The organism is Marinobacter sp. F3R11 (genome assembly GCF_003318275.1).
Classification (GTDB): Bacteria; Pseudomonadota; Gammaproteobacteria; order Pseudomonadales; family Oleiphilaceae; genus Marinobacter.
This window is the reverse complement of sequence record NZ_QOCH01000015.1, coordinates 49,513-68,378: the sequence shown is the minus strand read 5'-3', so window position 1 is coordinate 68,378 and position 18,866 is coordinate 49,513. Positions and strand designations below refer to the sequence as shown.

General features: G+C 49.8%; 17 protein-coding genes. All 17 read left to right on the top strand.

The window, feature by feature from the left end; all coding sequences use genetic code 11:
• Window positions 1-95 precede the first annotated feature (95 nt).
• A complete protein-coding gene (gene cysQ / locus DS878_RS08720; protein WP_113815596.1) occupies window positions 96-872 on the top strand; it encodes a 3'(2'),5'-bisphosphate nucleotidase CysQ in 777 nt (258 codons plus the stop codon).
• Window positions 869-1,348, top strand: a complete 480-nt coding sequence (gene rfaH, locus DS878_RS08715; RefSeq protein ID WP_113815595.1) for a transcription/translation regulatory transformer protein RfaH — start codon at window positions 869-871, stop codon at window positions 1,346-1,348. The genes cysQ and rfaH overlap by 4 nt, the downstream gene beginning before the upstream one ends.
• A gap of 427 nt (window positions 1,349-1,775) precedes the next feature.
• Window positions 1,776-3,098, top strand: a complete 1,323-nt coding sequence (locus tag DS878_RS08710) for a capsule assembly Wzi family protein (RefSeq protein WP_315971921.1) — start codon at window positions 1,776-1,778, stop codon at window positions 3,096-3,098.
• A 60-nt stretch (window positions 3,099-3,158) separates the two neighbouring features.
• A complete protein-coding gene (locus tag DS878_RS08705; protein ID WP_113815593.1) occupies window positions 3,159-5,678 on the top strand; it encodes an SLBB domain-containing protein in 2,520 nt (839 codons plus the stop codon).
• Window positions 5,678-6,646, top strand: coding sequence for a Wzz/FepE/Etk N-terminal domain-containing protein (locus DS878_RS08700; protein WP_113815592.1), 969 nt, complete (start codon window positions 5,678-5,680; stop codon window positions 6,644-6,646). Before DS878_RS08705 ends, DS878_RS08700 begins: the two co-directional genes overlap by 1 nt.
• A gap of 218 nt (window positions 6,647-6,864) precedes the next feature.
• Complete coding sequence (locus tag DS878_RS08695; RefSeq protein WP_113815591.1) at window positions 6,865-8,148, top strand: lipopolysaccharide biosynthesis protein; 1,284 nt, start codon at window positions 6,865-6,867, stop codon at window positions 8,146-8,148.
• Between the two features lie 2 nt (window positions 8,149-8,150).
• Window positions 8,151-9,149, top strand: coding sequence for a UDP-N-acetylglucosamine 4,6-dehydratase (inverting) (gene pseB / locus DS878_RS08690; protein ID WP_113815590.1), 999 nt, complete (start codon window positions 8,151-8,153; stop codon window positions 9,147-9,149).
• A gap of 31 nt (window positions 9,150-9,180) precedes the next feature.
• Window positions 9,181-10,098, top strand: coding sequence for a hypothetical protein (locus DS878_RS08685; RefSeq protein ID WP_113815589.1), 918 nt, complete (start codon window positions 9,181-9,183; stop codon window positions 10,096-10,098).
• A 5-nt stretch (window positions 10,099-10,103) separates the two neighbouring features.
• Window positions 10,104-11,264, top strand: coding sequence for a UDP-4-amino-4,6-dideoxy-N-acetyl-beta-L-altrosamine transaminase (gene pseC, locus DS878_RS08680; protein ID WP_113815588.1), 1,161 nt, complete (start codon window positions 10,104-10,106; stop codon window positions 11,262-11,264).
• Entirely contained in the window at window positions 11,261-12,121 is an 861-nt protein-coding gene (locus DS878_RS08675) for an aldo/keto reductase (protein ID WP_113815587.1), read from the top strand. Before pseC ends, DS878_RS08675 begins: the two co-directional genes overlap by 4 nt.
• A complete protein-coding gene (locus DS878_RS08670; RefSeq protein WP_187298769.1) occupies window positions 12,118-13,023 on the top strand; it encodes a Gfo/Idh/MocA family protein in 906 nt (301 codons plus the stop codon). The genes DS878_RS08675 and DS878_RS08670 overlap by 4 nt, the downstream gene beginning before the upstream one ends.
• Entirely contained in the window at window positions 13,020-13,775 is a 756-nt protein-coding gene (locus DS878_RS08665) for an SDR family oxidoreductase (RefSeq protein ID WP_113815585.1), read from the top strand. Before DS878_RS08670 ends, DS878_RS08665 begins: the two co-directional genes overlap by 4 nt.
• Complete coding sequence (locus DS878_RS08660; protein WP_113815584.1) at window positions 13,769-14,473, top strand: cytidylyltransferase domain-containing protein; 705 nt, start codon at window positions 13,769-13,771, stop codon at window positions 14,471-14,473. The genes DS878_RS08665 and DS878_RS08660 overlap by 7 nt, the downstream gene beginning before the upstream one ends.
• Complete coding sequence (gene pseG / locus DS878_RS08655; RefSeq protein ID WP_261977704.1) at window positions 14,470-15,594, top strand: UDP-2,4-diacetamido-2,4,6-trideoxy-beta-L-altropyranose hydrolase; 1,125 nt, start codon at window positions 14,470-14,472, stop codon at window positions 15,592-15,594. Before DS878_RS08660 ends, pseG begins: the two co-directional genes overlap by 4 nt.
• Window positions 15,591-16,115: a UDP-4-amino-4,6-dideoxy-N-acetyl-beta-L-altrosamine N-acetyltransferase gene (gene pseH / locus DS878_RS08650; protein ID WP_315971920.1), complete on the top strand. Its 525-nt coding sequence runs from the start codon at window positions 15,591-15,593 to the stop codon at window positions 16,113-16,115. The genes pseG and pseH overlap by 4 nt, the downstream gene beginning before the upstream one ends.
• Window positions 16,108-17,160 carry a pseudaminic acid synthase gene (pseI, locus tag DS878_RS08645; RefSeq protein WP_113815583.1) on the top strand — a complete coding sequence of 351 codons (1,053 nt, stop codon included), beginning with the start codon at window positions 16,108-16,110 and terminating at the stop codon, window positions 17,158-17,160. Before pseH ends, pseI begins: the two co-directional genes overlap by 8 nt.
• A gap of 26 nt (window positions 17,161-17,186) precedes the next feature.
• Entirely contained in the window at window positions 17,187-18,545 is a 1,359-nt protein-coding gene (locus tag DS878_RS08640; RefSeq protein WP_261977871.1) for a hypothetical protein, read from the top strand.
• The last annotated feature ends 321 nt before the right edge of the window (window positions 18,546-18,866 follow it).

The window sequence follows — 18,866 nt, the reverse complement described above, 5'->3', positions numbered from 1 at the left end:
AGTGCCTGAAAGCGCTGACACAAAAAAGACTGAATACGGACAGTTGACAATATTTGCTACTATTCCAAAAATATCAAAGACGCAGGATGCAGACTATGCACTACAGTTCCATACTTCCGGAAGTGATTAAGGTGGCGGATGAGGCCAGTACGAAGGTGCTTCATGTCTACCAGTCTGACTTCAAGGTGAGCTACAAGGAAGATGAATCTCCGATTACGGCCGCAGATATTGCAAGCCATGACATCATCGTCAAAGGATTGCGTGCCATTAGTCGGGATATTCCAATTCTTTCGGAAGAAAGTGCGCTGGCTCCATGGGAGGAGCGTAAGCATTGGCGTCGGTTCTGGCTGATTGATCCTATTGACGGGACCAAGGACTTTACCCAGCGCACCGGCGAGTTCACGGTAAATATTGCCATGATTGAAGATGGAGTGCCGGTAATGGGTGTGGTCACAGCTCCTGCCTTAAAAGAAGCCTTTTGGGGGATTAGAGGGGAGGGCGCTTACAAGCGCGACCGCACCGGGCAGATTCATCGCATCCGGGTGTCGGAGCCGAGAGAAACCAAGCGTGTGGTTGCCAGTAAAAACCATCTGAACGATGAGACGCGAGCTTATATCGAGACGCTTGGCGAACATGAAACTGTTCAGGCCGGTAGCTCGCTCAAGTTCTGCCGGATAGCTGAAGGTCACGCCGACATTTATCCGCGCATGGGGCCCACCTGCGAATGGGATACGGGTGCTGCCCATGCAGTGCTGCTCGCCGCAGGTGGGAATGTGCGCGCTTTAGATGGAAAGTCTTTGCAATATGGCAAAGAGGACGTTCTGAACCCGCATTTTATTGCTGCGGGAAACGGATACGTGCCAAGCCCATGACCTGGTATGCGCTTCAACACAAGCCCGCCCAGGGTGACCGGGCAGTTGCCCACCTGCAGAATCAGGATATCGTCTGTTTCTACCCGAAGATCCAGGTAGAAAAAATTAAAGCCGGAAAGCGTTCTCAGAAACTTGAGTCGCTTTTTCCTGGATACCTGTTCGTGAAACTGGAGCAGACAGACCCAAGCTGGGCAAAGCTCCGCTCGACTCGTGGAGTAATCCGTGTTGTCAGCTTTGCTAATAAGCCGGCTGCCATCTCAGATGAGATTATCCAGCATATAAAAGCGGGGCTTGACTCGCTCGCGCAGCAGGGTGGGCTAAAATCGGGAGCTATAGTTCAGTTGAGTGAAGGGCCGTTTGAAGGTATCAATGCAGTTTTTCAGGCGTATGAGGGAGAAGAGCGGGCAATTGTGCTGATAAATTTTATGCAGAAACAGCAGCGGATCAGGGTGCCGGTATCTGCACTTAAAATCTAAGATTTCTAGGCTGTTCCACCAATTGCTCTGTATTGGTGTGCTTTTTAATCAAGTTAATTGCGATAGTCACCCTTTAACAAATCTTAACCGTGGTAAGTCCTTGAAAGCTCGTGTGTCAGATTATCCGTCACTTGTTTGTCTCATACTATCCCGTAGAATCGCCACGCTTCGGATATCGAACATTCACACTGACAGGGATGCAGTTGGGAGCGTGTTGTCCCCTCCTTGTTGTTTTCCTGTTATTGCCGGCAATTCGTATATGACCTTAAAGCACTGGACTCTGGTCGGTGGGGCGGTAGCGTGCCTGATCAGCAATTTGGCAGGGGCTGCCCCTTGGCTTGAACCAGGTGACACACGTGCACGGTATGCCGTTCAGAAGCTGGCTGACCACAGACAACTGTCGAGACCCATTACTAGTTGGCCGCTGATGTGGGGTTCCATAACCAATGGTCTGAGTGACGCAGGGAGCAGGCCTGACTCCGCGACGGGACTGGCCCGCCAATACCTCGAGTTCGAACTCGGCCAGCAAGCATCCCCGGGGTTTCGGGCTGAGCTTGAAGTATCCGGCACCAGTGAAGTTGTCATGGTTCAAGGATTTGACCGTAGTGAAATGGCAGAGGCATCCGCTGAAGTAGATGTGCAGTGGCAGGGACAAAACTGGGCATTTGGGCTCAGTCCTTCATACGCCTACAACGCCGATGATGATGAAAACGTTCGTTTCGATGGTTCATATCTGGCAGCAACCACAGGCAACTGGGTGTTTGGTGCAGGCGCTATTGATCGCTGGTGGGGCCCTGGCTGGCAATCCAGCCTTATCCTGTCCAGTAATGCCCGGCCGATGCCCTCCGTATGGTTAAATCGTAAAGATGCCTCTGCGCCTGCAAGTCGCTGGTTGAGCTGGATTGGGCCCTGGCAACTGACAGTGCTTGCCGGACAGTACGAAAAAGAGCGCAAAGTGCCGGAAGCTAAACTGATTGGTATGCGTTTGAATCTGCGCCCATTGGATGGTCTGGAGCTGGGTTTTTCACGGGCGATCATGCTCGGGGGGCAAGGCCGGCCAGAGGGTGCGTCTACCATCTGGAATGCGCTGATCGGCAAGGATAACGGCCAGTTGGAAGAAGACGATCCAGGCAATCAGCTTGCCAGCATAGATGCGCGTTATGGTTTAGCTCTGGGCGGGCAATCTATGGGGTTGTATGGCCAGATGATGGGTGAAGACGAAGCTGGTGCATTTCCTGCACGTAAATCCTGGCTGTTAGGTGCAGACTGGACAAGCCAGTTATTCAGCGGTGAACAGCAGTGGTTTGTTGAATATGTGAACACCTTAGCGGATGATTTTTTGGGAGATGCCATGCCCAATATCACCTACGACCACTCTCGTTACACCAGTGGCTACCGCTATTACGGTCGTACCATGGGTGCCAGTTTCAGTGGTGATGCAGAGGCTATTACACTGGGGGGATTTCATTTTTTTGATGACGGCCGCAACCTGTCCCTTAGTCTCAGTTTTGCAGAGTTCAACAAAGATGGCATAAGCCGAACCCCGGTAATCGATCAGGACATAAAGCTGATGGTCCCCGCTGAAAATGCCAGACAAGTGATCGCAAAGGCGGGGTATGGCACGGAGTTTCTGAGCGGCTGGCTGGACCTGAGTGCACAGCTTGCTGATAAAAAACTTGAACTGGTCAATCCGGCAGACAATGAAGCAGGGCAGTGGTCTGTTGGTGCCAGTTGGCGATACAGATTCTAACGTGTTTCATCGAATCGATAATACAAAACTCTTATTCAAAACATATACTGGATACCCGCTGTGAACCTGAAGCGCTTTCTTTTTCCTCTGGCATTCCTGATGCCGCTATGTGTTTCTGCTCAATCAATAACATCTGCCCAGATCGAACAGTTTAAATCCCTGCCCAAAGCTCAGCAGGAGGCTCTGGCACAGCAATATGGAGTAGACCTGGATCAGATTTCGGGGAGTGCTACACAAACCCGGCCGAAAGTGAACGAGCAGATATCGGTCGTTGAGCCGCTGGACAAAGATAGGGATGAGGATGAAGACGATAGTAAATCATCTCCAGAGGAGCTGGCATTCACCGAGAAGAATAATGGCTTGAAACCCTACGGTTACGAACTGTTTGAGGGTAAGCCCAGCACCTTTGCTCCAGTGACAGAAATCCCGGTTCCAACCAACTATATACTGGGCCCGGGCGATGAGTTAAAGGTACAGCTTTGGGGTAACGAGAATCGCCAATTATCGCTGGTTGTGTCACGGGACGGCACAATAGAGATGCCCGAAAGAGGGCCGGTCAATGTGGCGGGTATGAGTTTTGAGCAGGTCCGGGAAGAAATCAGCAGGCTTGTTGCAGAGCAATACATTGGCGTGAAAGCGGCTGTATCTCTGGGAGAGTTGCGAAGCATGCGAGTGTTTGTTTTGGGTGAGGCGCGCACGCCTGGATCGTTCAGCGTCAGCTCTCTTTCCACCATAACAAACGCTCTCTATGTTTCCGGCGGTATCCGCCATACGGGCTCGCTGCGTAACATTCAGTTGAAGCGCAATGGGAAGGTTGTCAGTACTCTGGATCTCTACGACTTGTTGCTCAAGGGAGACACCAGTGGTGACGTGCGCCTTCAACCAGGTGATGCCGTGTTTATTCCTTCCGTAGGCCCTCGTGTCGGAATAGATGGTGAAGTCTATCGCCCGGCCCTGTATGAAATTGCCGGCGCTACCACACTGGAAGAACTGGTCAATCTGGCGGGTGGCCTCACGTCGCAAGCCTATCCGCAGATAACTCGCATTGAACGGACAAACGAGGAGTTTCTGCGCGTAATAGCAGAGGCTGATCTCACGGATAGCCAGGGCAAGCGTGCGAAGGTAAAAGCCGGCGACAGGATTACAGTTGCCTCTATTGCGGATGTAACAGGGCAATATGTTGAAATAACCGGTGCAGCAACCCGTGAAGGTAAGTTCGCCTGGGTGCCGGGTATGCGGGTAAGTTCCATAATACGGAACCTGGACGCAGATCTACTGCCAATCGCAGATACGAATTTTGCGGCTTTGGTCAGAACAGATGCTGAAACCCATAAAATCTCCGTACTAAGCCTGGAACTTAAGGCCGCCATGGCCAATCCTGGTGGTGCAGAAGACCTGGTGTTACAGGAAAAAGACCAGTTGATGATATTTGCGGATGAGGGAAGAAATGAACTCACTCAAGACGAAGCAGATAAAACTACCGAGTCTTTCCAGCGCTACAGCCGGAGAACCTTGTTGGCTCCCGTAGTCAAACGCCTGAAAGCCCAGGCAACGCCTTTGGCGCCTCAGCAAACCATGACCATCAGTGGTCCGGTTCGCTATCCGGGTGAATATCCTTTACCAGCAACAGGGAAGGTAAAAGATGCCATTGTTATGGCTGGCGGGTTGACCGACTCTGCGCTGATGTTTGATGCGGAGCTGGCCCGAAGGGAGCTGGATAGTGATGGAATAGAACAAACTCAGCTGCGCACGTTCAGTCTGGCTGATGCAATGAATGGCCGGGTTGACCTGCTGTTGCAAAGCCGCGACCGCTTGATGATCCGTTCTATCCCGATGTTTGGGGCAACGCGAACTATAAAGCTGGCCGGAGAGGTGGTCTATCCTGGTGAATACACTTTCAGCGACGGCGAGACTCTTGTAGACGTTCTTGAACGAGCAGGAGGACTTACAAGCAATGCATTTCCCCGTGGCGCGGTATTTACCCGTAAAAAACTGCGTGAGCTGGAAGCCCGGCGTTTGCGGGAAGCTGAAGAGCGACTTCAGGGGGATCTGCTAGGGGTTCAGCTAGAGGGCGATAGCTTCGGTGGTCAGACTGCACAGCGTGTAGAGCAGGTGCAGGACTTGTTAGATGATGTTCAGAGCAGTCGCCCGGTTGGGCGGATGGTGATTGACCTTGCTTCAGTGCTGGAAGATGACAGCTATCAATCCATTCGCCTCCAGGATGGTGATGCTTTAACCGTTCCTACTATCCCTCAGGCAGTGAGTGTGTTCGGCGAAGTGCAGTTCCCCACAAGCCACCTGCACTCAGCAGGTTTGACGGTAGACGACTACCTGGAACGCTCTGGCGGGCCCACGCGCCAGGCAGACGAGAACCGGGTTTACGTGGTGAAAGCAGACGGCTCAGTGATGTTGCCTGAGAAAAGTGCCTGGTTTGGTGGCCGCAGCCAGCAATTGGAGCCAGGCGATACCATTATCATGCCGATCGATGTAGACCGCCTGAATCAGTTGGAGTTGTGGACGAACGTAAGTCAGATTGTGTACCAGATGGCTCTGGGTGCTGCAGCGGTGGGGAATCTTTGATGGGTAACCAGGAAGTAGTCAGGCCTCAGGTAAGAGAACAGTCTTGCTACCCCGACGATGAAATAGATCTCCGCGAACTCTTTGCGACCCTGTGGCGCGGAAAGTGGATCATCGTTCTTTTTACTGTCATCTTTGCTGCCGCAGGTGTCTTCTACGCTTTGAGTAAACCAAATATTTATCAGGCCAGTGTACTCCTGGCTCCAGCACAGGATGAGGGTGGAGGTGCGGGGCTTAGTGGCCAGCTCGGCGGCCTGGCCAGCCTGGCTGGTATCAGCCTTGGTGGGGGGAGCGGCAACCAGACTGTTATGGCCAAAGAGGTGTTGCAATCCAGAGCCTTCCTCAAGGGCTTCATACACCGCCACAACCTTGTCGTTCCACTTATGGCAGTCAAAAGCTGGAACATGGAGCAGGAAACCTGGGTGATCAATCGTGAAGTCTATAATCCCGATACTGGGGAATGGGCAAAAAATGAAGACGGGAAAAGCCTTGAGCCTACCGATTGGGATCTTGTTAAGACTATCAGAGAGCACCTAAGCATCTCTGATAACAAAGACACCGGAATGATCACCATCAGCATCAAGAGCCAATCTCCGCAAGTGGCTCAAGGGTGGGCTGAAAAGCTCGTGCACGACATTAACGAATACATGCGAAAGCAGGACATAGAAAAAGCCGAAGCCCGTATTGCATACCTGGAAGGAAAACTTAGCGAAACTAACATCGCCGGCATGCAGCAAGTGTTCTACCAGCTTATTGAAAGCGAAACCCGTACTGTGATGCTGGCGAATGCCCAAAGCGAGTATGTGTTCACAACAGTGGATCCAGCTGTTGTGCCACAGGAAAAAAGTGAGCCTAAACGGGCGCTGATAGTAGTTGTGGCTACTATGTTAGGTGGGATGCTTGGTGTGTTTACTGTATTTGTGATTGCATTTATACGCTCGGGAAAAGAAGGTGTTGCAGAAAAGCTGTAACGTGGTTATACGACATAAACTCTATGAGCGGCCCTTTCTAGGCCAAAAAATCAGGCAAGCATTCTATGGCTGGCACGGCTAGCCAATTTAGCTACTCTCAGGCAGTGGCCTAGTCTCGAAATTGGCAATGTAAAAAATGATGTGACTTATTGGGCGCTCCCATAAGACTATCGATGATCAATAAATTCATGGCAAAGCACTAGAACCAAAGGCTCCAGTTGTTAAAAAAACTTAAAGGCAATACATTGCTTGCCGGCTCTGCAGTGTATCTGATTTCGAATATCCTGAATGCGATAATTCCCTTCGCTCTATTACCAATACTCACACGCTACCTGAGCCCGGAAGAATATGGCGAAGTGGCTATGTTCCAGACTCTGATAAGTGCGCTTTCTGCTTTTATCGGCCTTAGTATGCACGGCGCGGCGGGTAGGAAGTTTTACGATGGTAACCTCGGTAGAAACGACCTGGCCGAATTCATTGGGGCCTGTCTGCAAATCCTTATGGTAACCAGCGTTATATCTTTGATTGTGCTGGTACTATTTAGCGCAAAGTTTTCCGAGTGGCTCGGCCTGGATAGAAAATGGATACTGCTGGCAGTCCTTGTGTGTGTAGCAAACGTAATCGTTCAGTTACGGCTTGGGCAGTGGCAGGTTCGAAAACAAGCCCTAAAGTATGGCATGCTTCAAATCTCGCGTAGCCTGCTGAATGTTGCCCTCTCTTTGGGGTTGGTTGTGGCACTTTTAGAAGGCTCGGATGGCCGCATGTCAGCGCAAGTCTGGACGGCCGTAATCTTTGCGTTTGTAGCCCTTTGGCTTTTGAGGCGAGGCAATCTACTTGGTTTATTAAGTTGGCGGCCAGATTATATTCGGGAAGCCTTAAGGTTTGGTGTGCCGCTCATCCCTCATGTAGGGAGTGTATTCCTTTTATCGGCTGTAGACCGATTTGTCATTAACGCCGAACTCGGTCTAGCCCAAACTGGCGTTTACATGGTGGCCGTTCAGTTTTCGATGGCAGTGGCCTTGGTATTTGATGCGATTAATAAGGCTTATGTACCTTGGATTTATGAGCAATTAAAGTATGACGACGAACGTATGAAGTGCCGGATCGTTCGAATGACTTATATTTGGTATGTGCTTATCCTTTGTGGAGCAGGTTTTGGATTTATAGTTTGGCCTTGGCTAATTACATTCGTAGCTGGTGAATCATTTGCAAGGGCCGGGGCTGTGGTTGGGTGGCTTGTATTAGGCCAGGTTTTTGGTGGTATGTATCATATGCAAACCAGTTATATTTTCTTTTCAAAAAAAACCGGGTTGCTAGCGTTAGCCACCTTAACTTCCGGTGGATTAAATGTGTTGCTCCTTCTCTTATTAATTAATAGGTTTGGTTTGGAAGGGGCAGCATATTCATTTTGTATTTCAATGGCGTTTCGATTCTTTCTTACGTGGGCGGTCGCTCAGAAGCGGCATCCGATGCCTTGGTTTAACTTCAGAAAAAAGAGCTGATTATGTTAGAAAACTCCACTATCCTCGTAACTGGTGGGACAGGTTCATTCGGTCACAAATTTATCCCGATGACCCTCGATAGGTACAACCCAAAAAAAGTCATTGTTTTCTCCCGGGACGAAATGAAGCAGTGGGAGATGGCAAAGTTATTCAAGGATGATGATAGACTCCGTTTCTTCATTGGCGACGTACGTGACAAAGAGCGTCTCTATCGGGCGCTGGATGGCGTAGACTATGTTGTTCATGCAGCTGCAACTAAGATTGTCCCCACTGCCGAATATAATCCGTTTGAATGCGTGAAAACCAATATCCATGGAGCGATGAACCTGATTGATGCCGCTATCGATAAGGGAGTAAAAGGTGTTGTGGCGCTTTCCACAGACAAAGCAAGTAGTCCTATTAACCTTTATGGCGCTACAAAATTGGCATCGGACAAGCTGTTTGTAGCCGGAAACTCCTATTCGGGAGGGCACGAGACAAAGTTTTCGGTAGTTCGCTATGGCAATGTGATGGGCTCTAGGGGTTCTGTGATTCCCTTTTTTATGTCCATAAAAAATAAGGGAGTGCTGCCTATAACGGATCCTCGTATGACTCGCTTCATGATTAGCCTTGAGGAAGGTGTAGAGCTTGTCTGGCACGCATTTGAAGACATGGTCGGCGGTGAAATATATGTTAAAAAAATTCCCTCAATGAAAGTGACCGACCTAGCCCGAATTGTTGCGCCGGATGCAAAACAGGAGGTTATAGGTATAAGGCCTGGAGAGAAGTTGCACGAGCAGATGATTGGTTCGGAAGATTCATACTTTACCTATGAGTATCATGAGCATTTTAAGATTCTTCCGAATATCAATAATTGGGGGACATGCGCTGATCGGATTAAGGATGGGAAACGGGTATCTGAGGGTTTTATTTATTCCAGTGATAACAATACTGAATGGATGACCGATGCGCATTTAAAAGCTTGGCTCGACAAAAACTACTCAGAAATTGGCAAGATCTGAAACGCAAGAGTGAATAACGTGAGGTTGTAAAGTGAAGTTCTCTTTTCTGGGCTTAGAGATTATGTTAACAAGGCAGCAGTCCAAGGAGGCTTGTCTGGCATTGTCGGATGTGAAACTCACCAATGATGAACTGGTGCATTATATACAAAATCTTGCCAATCAAGATATTGCCGATAGGATTCAGTCTGTAATTTGTACAGTTGATCAGGGAGAGGAGAATATCAAGAAGACCCTCTCAAGTGAGGGGGTCGTGATCATCCCTGACTTTATTCCAAAAAATATATTGAAGGACGTGGCTCTGGAGTTAAGCGAAATCAGAGAAAAAATTTCTGCATTTATGTCAACAGGCCAGTCAGTCAATGAAGAAGAAAGCGTTCTTTTCCAGCAAGGAAATGCCAAGTTATCCGGGTACGTAGCGCTCTCGGGTTATGGGAAAACGGTCGTGCAGGTTCGTCACGGACAAGATCAGGGGATGATTGACATCTTCAACATTGATGAATGGCAGGCCTCTCTGGGAGAGAGGTTGAGGCCATATTTTGAGCAGCAACTTATAAGCCAGGTGATGGATATGGGAGATGCTCGTCCCGAGGCTAGAAATCTTAATCTTTACCTAAACAACGGTGTCACACAAACACGTGGATTCCATGTGGATTCGTATAGTAAGCAACTAAAAGGTTTCGTGTACCTTGAAGACTGCCTCCGCCTCGACGATGGCCCGTATACATATGTAAAAAAGAGTCATTTGGAATCTTCCTTTACGAGGATAAACAAACATATTTCTTCGGTGCTCCCAAATAATACAGAGACGCCGTGTGTCCCACTACGGAACATAGTGCCAATTCTCGCGAAGAAAGGGGCGTTGGTGATTTCTGATCAGGGAGGTAGTCATCGAGGCTTCCCGCAGTCCATGGGGCACCAGCGAGCTGTTGCAGTAATGAACTTTAGGTAGAGTGTATGATTCCCTACGGTAAGCAGGACATCAACCAGGCAGATATTGACGCAGTCCTTGAGGTGCTACAGTCAGACTTCCTCACTCAAGGGCCCAAGGTACCGGCATTTGAAGCAAAAGTTGCTGGCCACGTGGGTGCAAAGTATGCGTTGGCGGTTAACAGCGCAACGTCCGCCTTGCACATAGCTTGTCTCGCGTTGGGCTTGGGTGAGGGCGACTGGTTGTGGACCACGCCGATTACCTTTGTGGCTTCGGCCAACTGTGGCCTATATTGTGGCGCCAAAGTAGATTTTGTGGATATTGATCGACAAACCTATAATCTCTGCCCTAATGCTCTCGAAGCCAAGCTAGAGCAGGCAGAACGCGAAGATCGTCTGCCAAAAGTATTGGTGGCGGTTCACCTTTGCGGGCAGTCTTGTGATATGGAAGCTATCCACAAGCTGAGTCAGAAATACGGTTTCCGCATCATCGAAGACGCCGCCCATGCTATAGGTGGCATGTACAAGGGCGAGTTTATCGGTAACGGCCGTTACAGCGACATTACGGTGTTCAGCTTCCACCCTGTAAAAATTGTCACTACGGCTGAAGGGGGGATGGCCCTGACCAACAGTGATGAGTTGGCTAACCGTATGAACTTGTTGCGCAGCCACGGTGTAACCCGCGATCAAAGTCTGATGACCCACGAACCGGACGGCCCCTGGTATTACCAACAAGTTGATTTGGGTTACAACTATCGCATGACCGAGTTACAGGCTGCTCTTGGCGTTAGCCAAATGGCTCGTCTGGATGCCTTTGTAACGCGCCGCCATGAGTTGGCGGCACGTTATGACCAGTTGCTGGCAGATCTGCCGGTTGTTACGCCTTGGCAGCACTCGGATAGTTACTCCGGCTTGCATCTGTATGTGATACGTTTGCGGCTCGATAAGATCAGCCAGTCACATCGCCAAGTGTTTGAAGCCCTCCGTGAGCAGGGCATTGGTGTCAACCTGCATTACATCCCCGTGCATACGCAGCCCTATTATCAGGCGATGGGTTTTGCGGCGGACGATTTCCCAGAGGCTATGGCGTATTACCGTGAAGCAATTAGTCTGCCGATGTTTCAGGGTTTGACGGACGAGCAGCAGGATACGGTATTAGCAAGCCTCAAAAAAGCACTGGCGCCATGAAGGTCGCGTTGGGTACTGTTCAGTTCGGTATGGAATATGGCGTGGCCAACACCGCTGGCCGAGTTAGCAGTACCAGCGTCAAAGAAATATTGGAAGTGGCACGCTCGTTGGGCGTCGATACTTTGGACACTGCAGCCGCTTATGGTGACAGCGAGCAAGTACTGGGTAACGCCGGGGTTGGCAGTTTTAATGTCATTTCAAAGGTCCCTCCGCGCTCGGAAAACATCGACTGTCCTACAGAATGGGTGCAGAAAAACGTTGAGCATTCACTTGCCAATCTTAAATCTGATTCGCTTTACGGGTTGATGTTGCATCGCCCGCTGGATTTGCTCAGACCAAATGGCATCGAGCTCTATGATGCATTATTGAGCGTTAAAAAACAGGGTTTAGTCGAGAAAATTGGGGTCTCTGTATATGGCCCTGAGGATCTCGAAAATCTTGCTGCCTTCGCTTTTGATGTCGTGCAGGCACCAATGAATATTCTGGATCAACGATTGAAGAATTCCGGTTGGTTGGCCCGGCTCAATAAACTCGGAACTGAGATCCATGTCAGGTCAGCCTTTCTGCAAGGCTTACTACTAATGCCAGAAGATCAGCGCCCGACGTATTTTCAACCTTGGAAGACGCTACTTGCTGATTACCAAGCTTGGATAGAAGGGCAGAATCTATCGCCACTACAAGTTTGTTTGGGCTATCTCAATCAATACCCTGAAATCAACAAAATCGTTGTGGGAGTAGAAACGGCTAGCCAACTTAGGGAGGTTGTATCTGCTGTGGGTGCCCCGGTGGCTTCGGTTCCTGAAAGTATTCAGACCAATGATCTCAACCTGATTAATCCAGCCTTATGGACGCTATGAATCTAAAACTGGGCATTATAGGCTTATCGGATGGCAACGGGCACCCTTACTCATGGAGTGCCATTTTCAATGGCTACGATCCGGAAGCTATGGAGTTATGCGGATTTCCGGTGATCCCTAGATATCTGGAACAACAGAATTGGCCAGCAAGCCGCATAAATGGTGCAGATGTAGTAGTTGTTTGGACACAAAAAGAAGAGCTATCACAAAAAATAGCCAAAGCCGCCAGAATCCCAAGAGTTGTATCAACACCTGAAGAAATGATTGGAATGGTTGATGCTGTTTTATTGGCACGTGATGATGCCGAAAACCATCTGGAATTTGCAGCTCCGTTTATAAAGGCGGGGTTGCCAATCTACATAGACAAGCCGATAGCATTGTCAGTCTCGGCATTGGACAAGCTATATGAGTTGGAGCAATATCCCGGGCAAATCTTCACGTGTTCAGCCTTAAGGTACAGCGCTGAGCTGATGCTAACTGAGGAAGACAGGAGAGAGTTGGGCGAAATACGAAAAATCGTTGCCTTCACGCCAAAATCCTGGAGCAAGTACGCTGTGCATATTATTGAGCCGGTGTTGAACATGCTCCCTCAAGGTGATGAACCAGTGAGTGGCAACGCGACAACTCCTGCAAGTTCTGAAGACGATGCATCTGGAACACTTCTCGTTGGTTGGCGCAGTGGCGTGCAAACGGCATTTTTTGCGACGGGAGATGGCTTAACGCCTATTTCGGTGCGCGTAATCGGAACTAAAGGTTACAAGGACTTAAACTTTACCGATTCCTTCTCAGCATTTAAAGCTGCTCTGGAGGCCTTTGTTGGTGGTATCCGTAACAGAGAGGTAGCCTCTCCAAAAACGTTTAATACGCTAGTTGTTGAATTGCTCGAAAGAGGAAAGGCATGAGTCAGACCATCCTGATTACTGGTGGAACGGGTAAGTTTGGCCGTAAATTTGTTGAGCATTTTCTAGCCAAAAAGTGGCGGGTTTTTTTTACCTCTACCAGCGAAAGTCGTGCACAGGCCTTCATTGAGGAGCTAGGCCGCCCAGAGGGCGTTGAAGCGATTATATCCGATCTGACCAGTCCCACTGCGGCAATGGACTTGATTCAGGCTTTACAAAGTGGCGGTTACCAAATCAACCACTTGGTCAATAATGCGCGTAGTCTCGATTCGCTTAAAACGGATGCTTTTGGGCAAACGAGTCGGGAGGATTTCCTGGCGGAATACCTGATGGATGTTGTTGTCCCTTATGAACTTTCTATGGGGTTTTTCAACGCCCAGCCTGATCAGTTGTGCACAATCACCAATATTGGGTCGCAATATGGTGTCGTTGCAGCTAACCCGCACTTGTACGACGACTACCCAAAGCAGTCACCAATTCAATATGGGGTGGCGAAAGCAGCCTTGGGACATCTGACTAAAGAGCTTGCAGTTCGCATGGCAGGCAAAGGTGTCAGGGTAAATTGCATTGCCTATGGTGGTGTTGAGGGCCGAGTGGGTGAAGCTTTCAAAGCCCGATACGCTGAGTTAACACCGAGCCGTCGCATGTTATCTGAATCTGAGATTCTTGGGCCGCTGGACTTTCTGGTACAGCAAGGTAGTAGCTCTGTGACAGGGCAGACTTTAGTGGCTGACGGAGGCTGGTCGGTATGGTAGCGCGCAGGATTGCAATAATACCGGCTCGTGGCGGCTCAAAACGCATTCCAGAGAAAAATATTCTCGAATTTTTTGGCAAGCCAATGATCGCCTGGACGATTCAGGCTGCCAAGGACTCGGGAGTGTTTGATCGAATACTGGTCTCTACCGATGACCCGAAAATCGGCGAAGTCTCAAAAGAGTGGGGCGCGGAAGTTCCGTTTCTCAGACAAGAATTTGCCGATGACTATACGCCGGTTAGCGAAGCATCGGCATCAGCATTGCAACAAGCTATCGATTACTGGGGTGAAGACTACAGCTCCGTCACTCAGTTGATGGCTAACTGTCCGATGCGCACAGGCACAGATATTAAGGCGGCACTCTCTCAATTCGAGCATCATGGACGTAGCTTTCAGATCAGTTGTTTCAAGTATGGATGGATGAACCCATGGTGGGCGGTACAACTGGACGACTCCGGCCATCCCCGGCGGCTTTTTCCGGAAACTGCCGCTAAAAGGTCGCAGGACCTACCGGAACTGTATTGCCCAACCGGGGCCATCTGGGTTGCTAACGCAAACGAATTGCTGTCAACCAGAACGTTCTATGGTCCAGATCACGTATTTGAACCGCTTTCTTGGGAAAGCGCGGTTGATATTGACGATTACGAAGACCTGAACTTTGCCAAGGCTTTGTATGCACGAAAGTCTAAGCCCTCATGACAAAGCATTCTATGCAGGTCGTGTTCCGCGCCGATGCCTCCGTTCAGATTGGCACAGGCCACCTTATGCGATGCCTGACACTGGCGGATGAACTGACTAGGCAAGGGCACGAATGCCGGTTTATTTGCCGTGAGCATAAAGGTCATTTGGGTGAGTTAATTTCAAAAAAAGGTTACGAACTCACACTGCTGCCAATTACTAGCGGCACTGAGCGGGAGTTATCAGGAAAGGATACTAATACCTACGCCGACTGGCTGAGTGTGCCCTGGCTGGAAGACGCAGAACAGACCGGTGCGGTCCTGGAGCCCTTGAAGGCAGACTGGTTGGTGGTCGATCATTACGCCCTGGATGCCCGTTGGGAGCAGCAGGTCACCAAAGCGGTTGGCCGAATTATGGTGATTGATGATCTGGCGGATCGGAACCACGAATGTGCATTGCTGCTGGACCAGAACCTGGGTCGCAAACCATCGGATTACGACGGGCTGGTGCCTGAAGGCTGTCAACGATTGATCGGGCCCGAATACGCTTTGTTACGTCCTGAATTCTCCGAACTACGGGAACGCAGCTTGAAACGCCGGGCCCAACTTGAGTTGAAGCGCATACTGATTTCCTTGGGTGGCGTGGATCGAACGAATGTGACAGGTCAAGTTCTGCTTGCCTTGGCGACAACGGCTCTGCCTAAGGATACTCACCTAGATATTATTATGGGCGCGGCGGCACCCTATTTGGATGATGTTAGACGGCATGCGGCTCAGTTACCCTTCAAGGCAACAGTGAACGTGAACGTTAGTGATATGGCCGAGCGGATGTCTCTGGCGGATCTGTCAATTGGAGCTGCAGGAGGGACTTCTTGGGAGCGTTGCTGCCTAGGGCTTCCAGCGGTGCTGGTGATTCAGGCCGAAAACCAGGTTCCCGGAGCTAGTGCTCTGGCAGCGGCCGGTGCTGCATTAACGATCACCGATCCCAAAGCGGCTCAAACGGCTTTGCCTTTGGAGTTGTCTAAAATTGGTGAGTTGGGCTGCCTGGAACGCATGAGCCTTGCCGCTGCTGGGATAACTGATGGGAAGGGCGCCCCAAGCGTTGTGCAAATCATGCAGCTGTTAGTCGGGAGATGTCGATGACAAAGTACAGGCTTCGTCCTATGACTGAAGCGGATCTTGAGTTGGTGTTGTACTGGCGCAACCACTCGGAAGTTCGCCGTTATATGTACACCACTCATGAGATCGGGTTCGATGAACACCGCAAGTGGTTTGCCGGAGCCCGTCGCAATCCAGCCGTAGATCTTATGATTTATGAGAGCGAGGGCAAGGCGAGAGGGTTTGTGAATATCACCCGAACGCGATGCAAGGAAGTGGCAGACTGGGGGTTCTACCTGTCACCAGATGCCCCGAAAGGTACGGGGCGGTCACTAGGCAGTCAGGCCTTAGTTTACGCATTTGGACAACTAGGTCTTCATAAGGTTTGCGGCCAAGCGCTTGGCTTCAATGAGCGCTCGATAGCTTTTCATAAGGCGCTTGGATTCATGGAAGAAGGACGTCTCCGAGACCAGCATTTTGACGGTAATGACTTTCATGATGTTGTGTGTCTAGGCCTGCTTAAATGTGAGTGGCAAATCAAGGATAAGGGATTGAATAATGAGTGAACCTAAAATTGTAATCGCCGGCCGGGAGATTTCCCGCAATCAGTCGCCCTATATTATTGCCGAGCTCTCAGCCAATCATAACGGTAAGTTGGAAACAGCGATTAAAATCGTCGACGAAGCTGCGAAGGCTGGTGCGGATGCCGTAAAGCTCCAAACCTACCGCCCAGACACCATTACCCTGAATTCCGATTCCGATGACTTTAAAATCAAAGGGGGGCTATGGGATGGTCGAACTCTCTATGAGCTTTATGAAGAAGCTCACATGCCTTGGGAATGGCATAAACCACTTTTCGAGCATGCGAGAAAAATAGGAATCCCGATCTTCAGCTCACCTTTCGATACGACGGCAGTTGATCTATTGGAAGACCTGAACGCACCAGCTTACAAAATTGCTTCTTTTGAAGCGGTAGATCTTCCGCTGATTCGCTATGTAGCAGCTACCGGAAAGCCGATGATCATCTCCACCGGTATGGCCAACGCAGAAGAAATCGAAGAAGCCATCACGGCAGCCAGTGAGGGCGGCTGTAAAGAACTGGCAATTCTGCAATGTGTTAGTGGTTACCCTGCACCGGCCGAAGATTACAACCTTCGCACGATACCAGACATGATTGATCGTTTTGGTTTGGTGACAGGTTTGTCTGACCATACTCTGGACAACACAACCGCTATTGCGAGCGTAGTACTGGGCGCTTCAATTATTGAAAAACACTTTACCTTAGATCGAAAGGGCGGAGGCCCGGACGACAGCTTCTCGCTAGAGCCAGAAGATCTTGCGGCCTTGTGCCGGGATAGTAAAACGGCTTGGAAAGCGTTGGGCAAAGTGGATTATGGGCGCAAGTCTAGTGAGTTGAGTAATGCTCAGTTCCGCCGGTCACTTTATTTCGTGAAGGATATGAAATCGGGTGAGTTGATTACGGAGGGTTGTGTGCGAAGCGTGCGGCCAGGGTTTGGGTTGGCGCCTAAGTACTTGGGGCAGGTAATTGGCAGGAGGGTTGTGCAGGCTGTAAATGCGAATACGCCAGTGACTGAGGGTAGCTTCGTCTGATGGGGTGGTACCGAGATTTGAAAACCGTGCTGGTTGGCGAACCGGAAACGTGGTTGGCGTATTTGCATGGGCAGCAGATTGATAATTTGCCATTGCTAACCAGTAAGAGGCCTCGCTACCGCGGCCTTTTCCTTCAGGTCGCAAAATTTGTTGCTCTGCTCTTTCGGGATCTGCGCTTAAAACGACCACCGGAGCTCAAACGTCCGGCTAAATTCCTGATATTCGCTGGCTCAGCCAACCAAATGGGTTCGCTGGAGCAGACTATTGAGTCGTTAAAAGCACGAGGTGAAAAGCTGGTTTGTATTGCAGATTCTCGGTTGCTGGCTAATAAACATGAAGACAAAGGTTACATTTCTTGCCAACTGTCGGTTACTGATATAGCCCGTTCGTTCATTTTGTTCGCTACACGGGGTTTGGCTTTATACCGCGAGCTAAAAGCACGACACCCTGTTTCTGTGAGTTGGCATTTTGCTAATTTTTGTCAGGTTTATATATACCTGTCGTACTTCTATCGTGTGCTGTCGCAGGTTAAACCGGAATTTGTAATCACAGCCAACGACCACAACACTCCTAACCGTTGCATGCTTGCTGTTGCTCATCATCTAGGTATTAAAACAGTATACCTGCAGCATGCATCTGTGAGCCCCTTATTCCCGGCACTACGGGTAGATTACGCATTCCTTGATGGGCAGTGTGCGCTAGACACCTACCTGGAGTGTGAACCCAACCAGCCGGATACTGTGCGAGACGTTCCGATGCCACAGGTGATTCTTTCTGGTCAGAAAAAACATCTGAGAAGGTCCAGTGGTCCGCACGAAAACGTGGTTGGGGTGGCTTTGAACGCTATGGACAACACCAAAGCTGGCATCGAATTTATAAACGTTCTGGTAGGCAAGGGGCTAAATGTACGGTTACGTTGGCATCCTGGCCAGGCACTGCGAGATACCGACCAATATCGTGAGGCCTTTTCTAATAGCCAACAAGTGATGTTGAGCGATCCTCGTACGGAACCAATTTCAGATTTCATGGAGCAAATAGGGTGGCTGATCGCCGGAAACAGCAGTATCCATCTGGAGGCTGCTTTGGCTGGAGTGATGCCTATATACTATGAACTCGAACCTGCGGAACTTCCGGATTACTATGGTTACGTAAAGCATGGGTTAACTGAGCCCGCTACATCTGTTACTGAGATTTTGCGGCTAATTCAAAATACTTGCGACAAATACACCCCTAATGCTAAAGCAGTGCGCTACTACAGTTCGACTTACCTTACCGACTGGGAAAGTCGAGAAGGAGACTTGGTTGTAGAGTGTTTGGAACGAATTTTTGAGGGGGAAGCGTTGCCAGTTGATGTGATTGAATTTGAACATACGGCCAAGACGTAACGGTACCGGAGTTTAATGCCTATTATATCGAGAAAGGCTTGTGCCCCGAGCAAGTCCAGTGCGGCAAAGAAATCTGTATCCAAACTGGCCTGAAAGATGGTCAATTGTTAAAAGGCTGATAGCTAAGACGCGATATCGACGCTGGCTGCGTCCGCTTTAAATAGCGTCTTGCCAAAACAGTGTTGCTCAAGGGCAATTCCCCCCCGAAAAGTAATCGCGGTGTTAAGTGGAATTTTGTACGCTGAAAATCGCGAGAGATTCCACATGCGTAAATCACGTTTGACCGACAGCCAGAACATGGCGATTTTAAAGCAGGCTGGA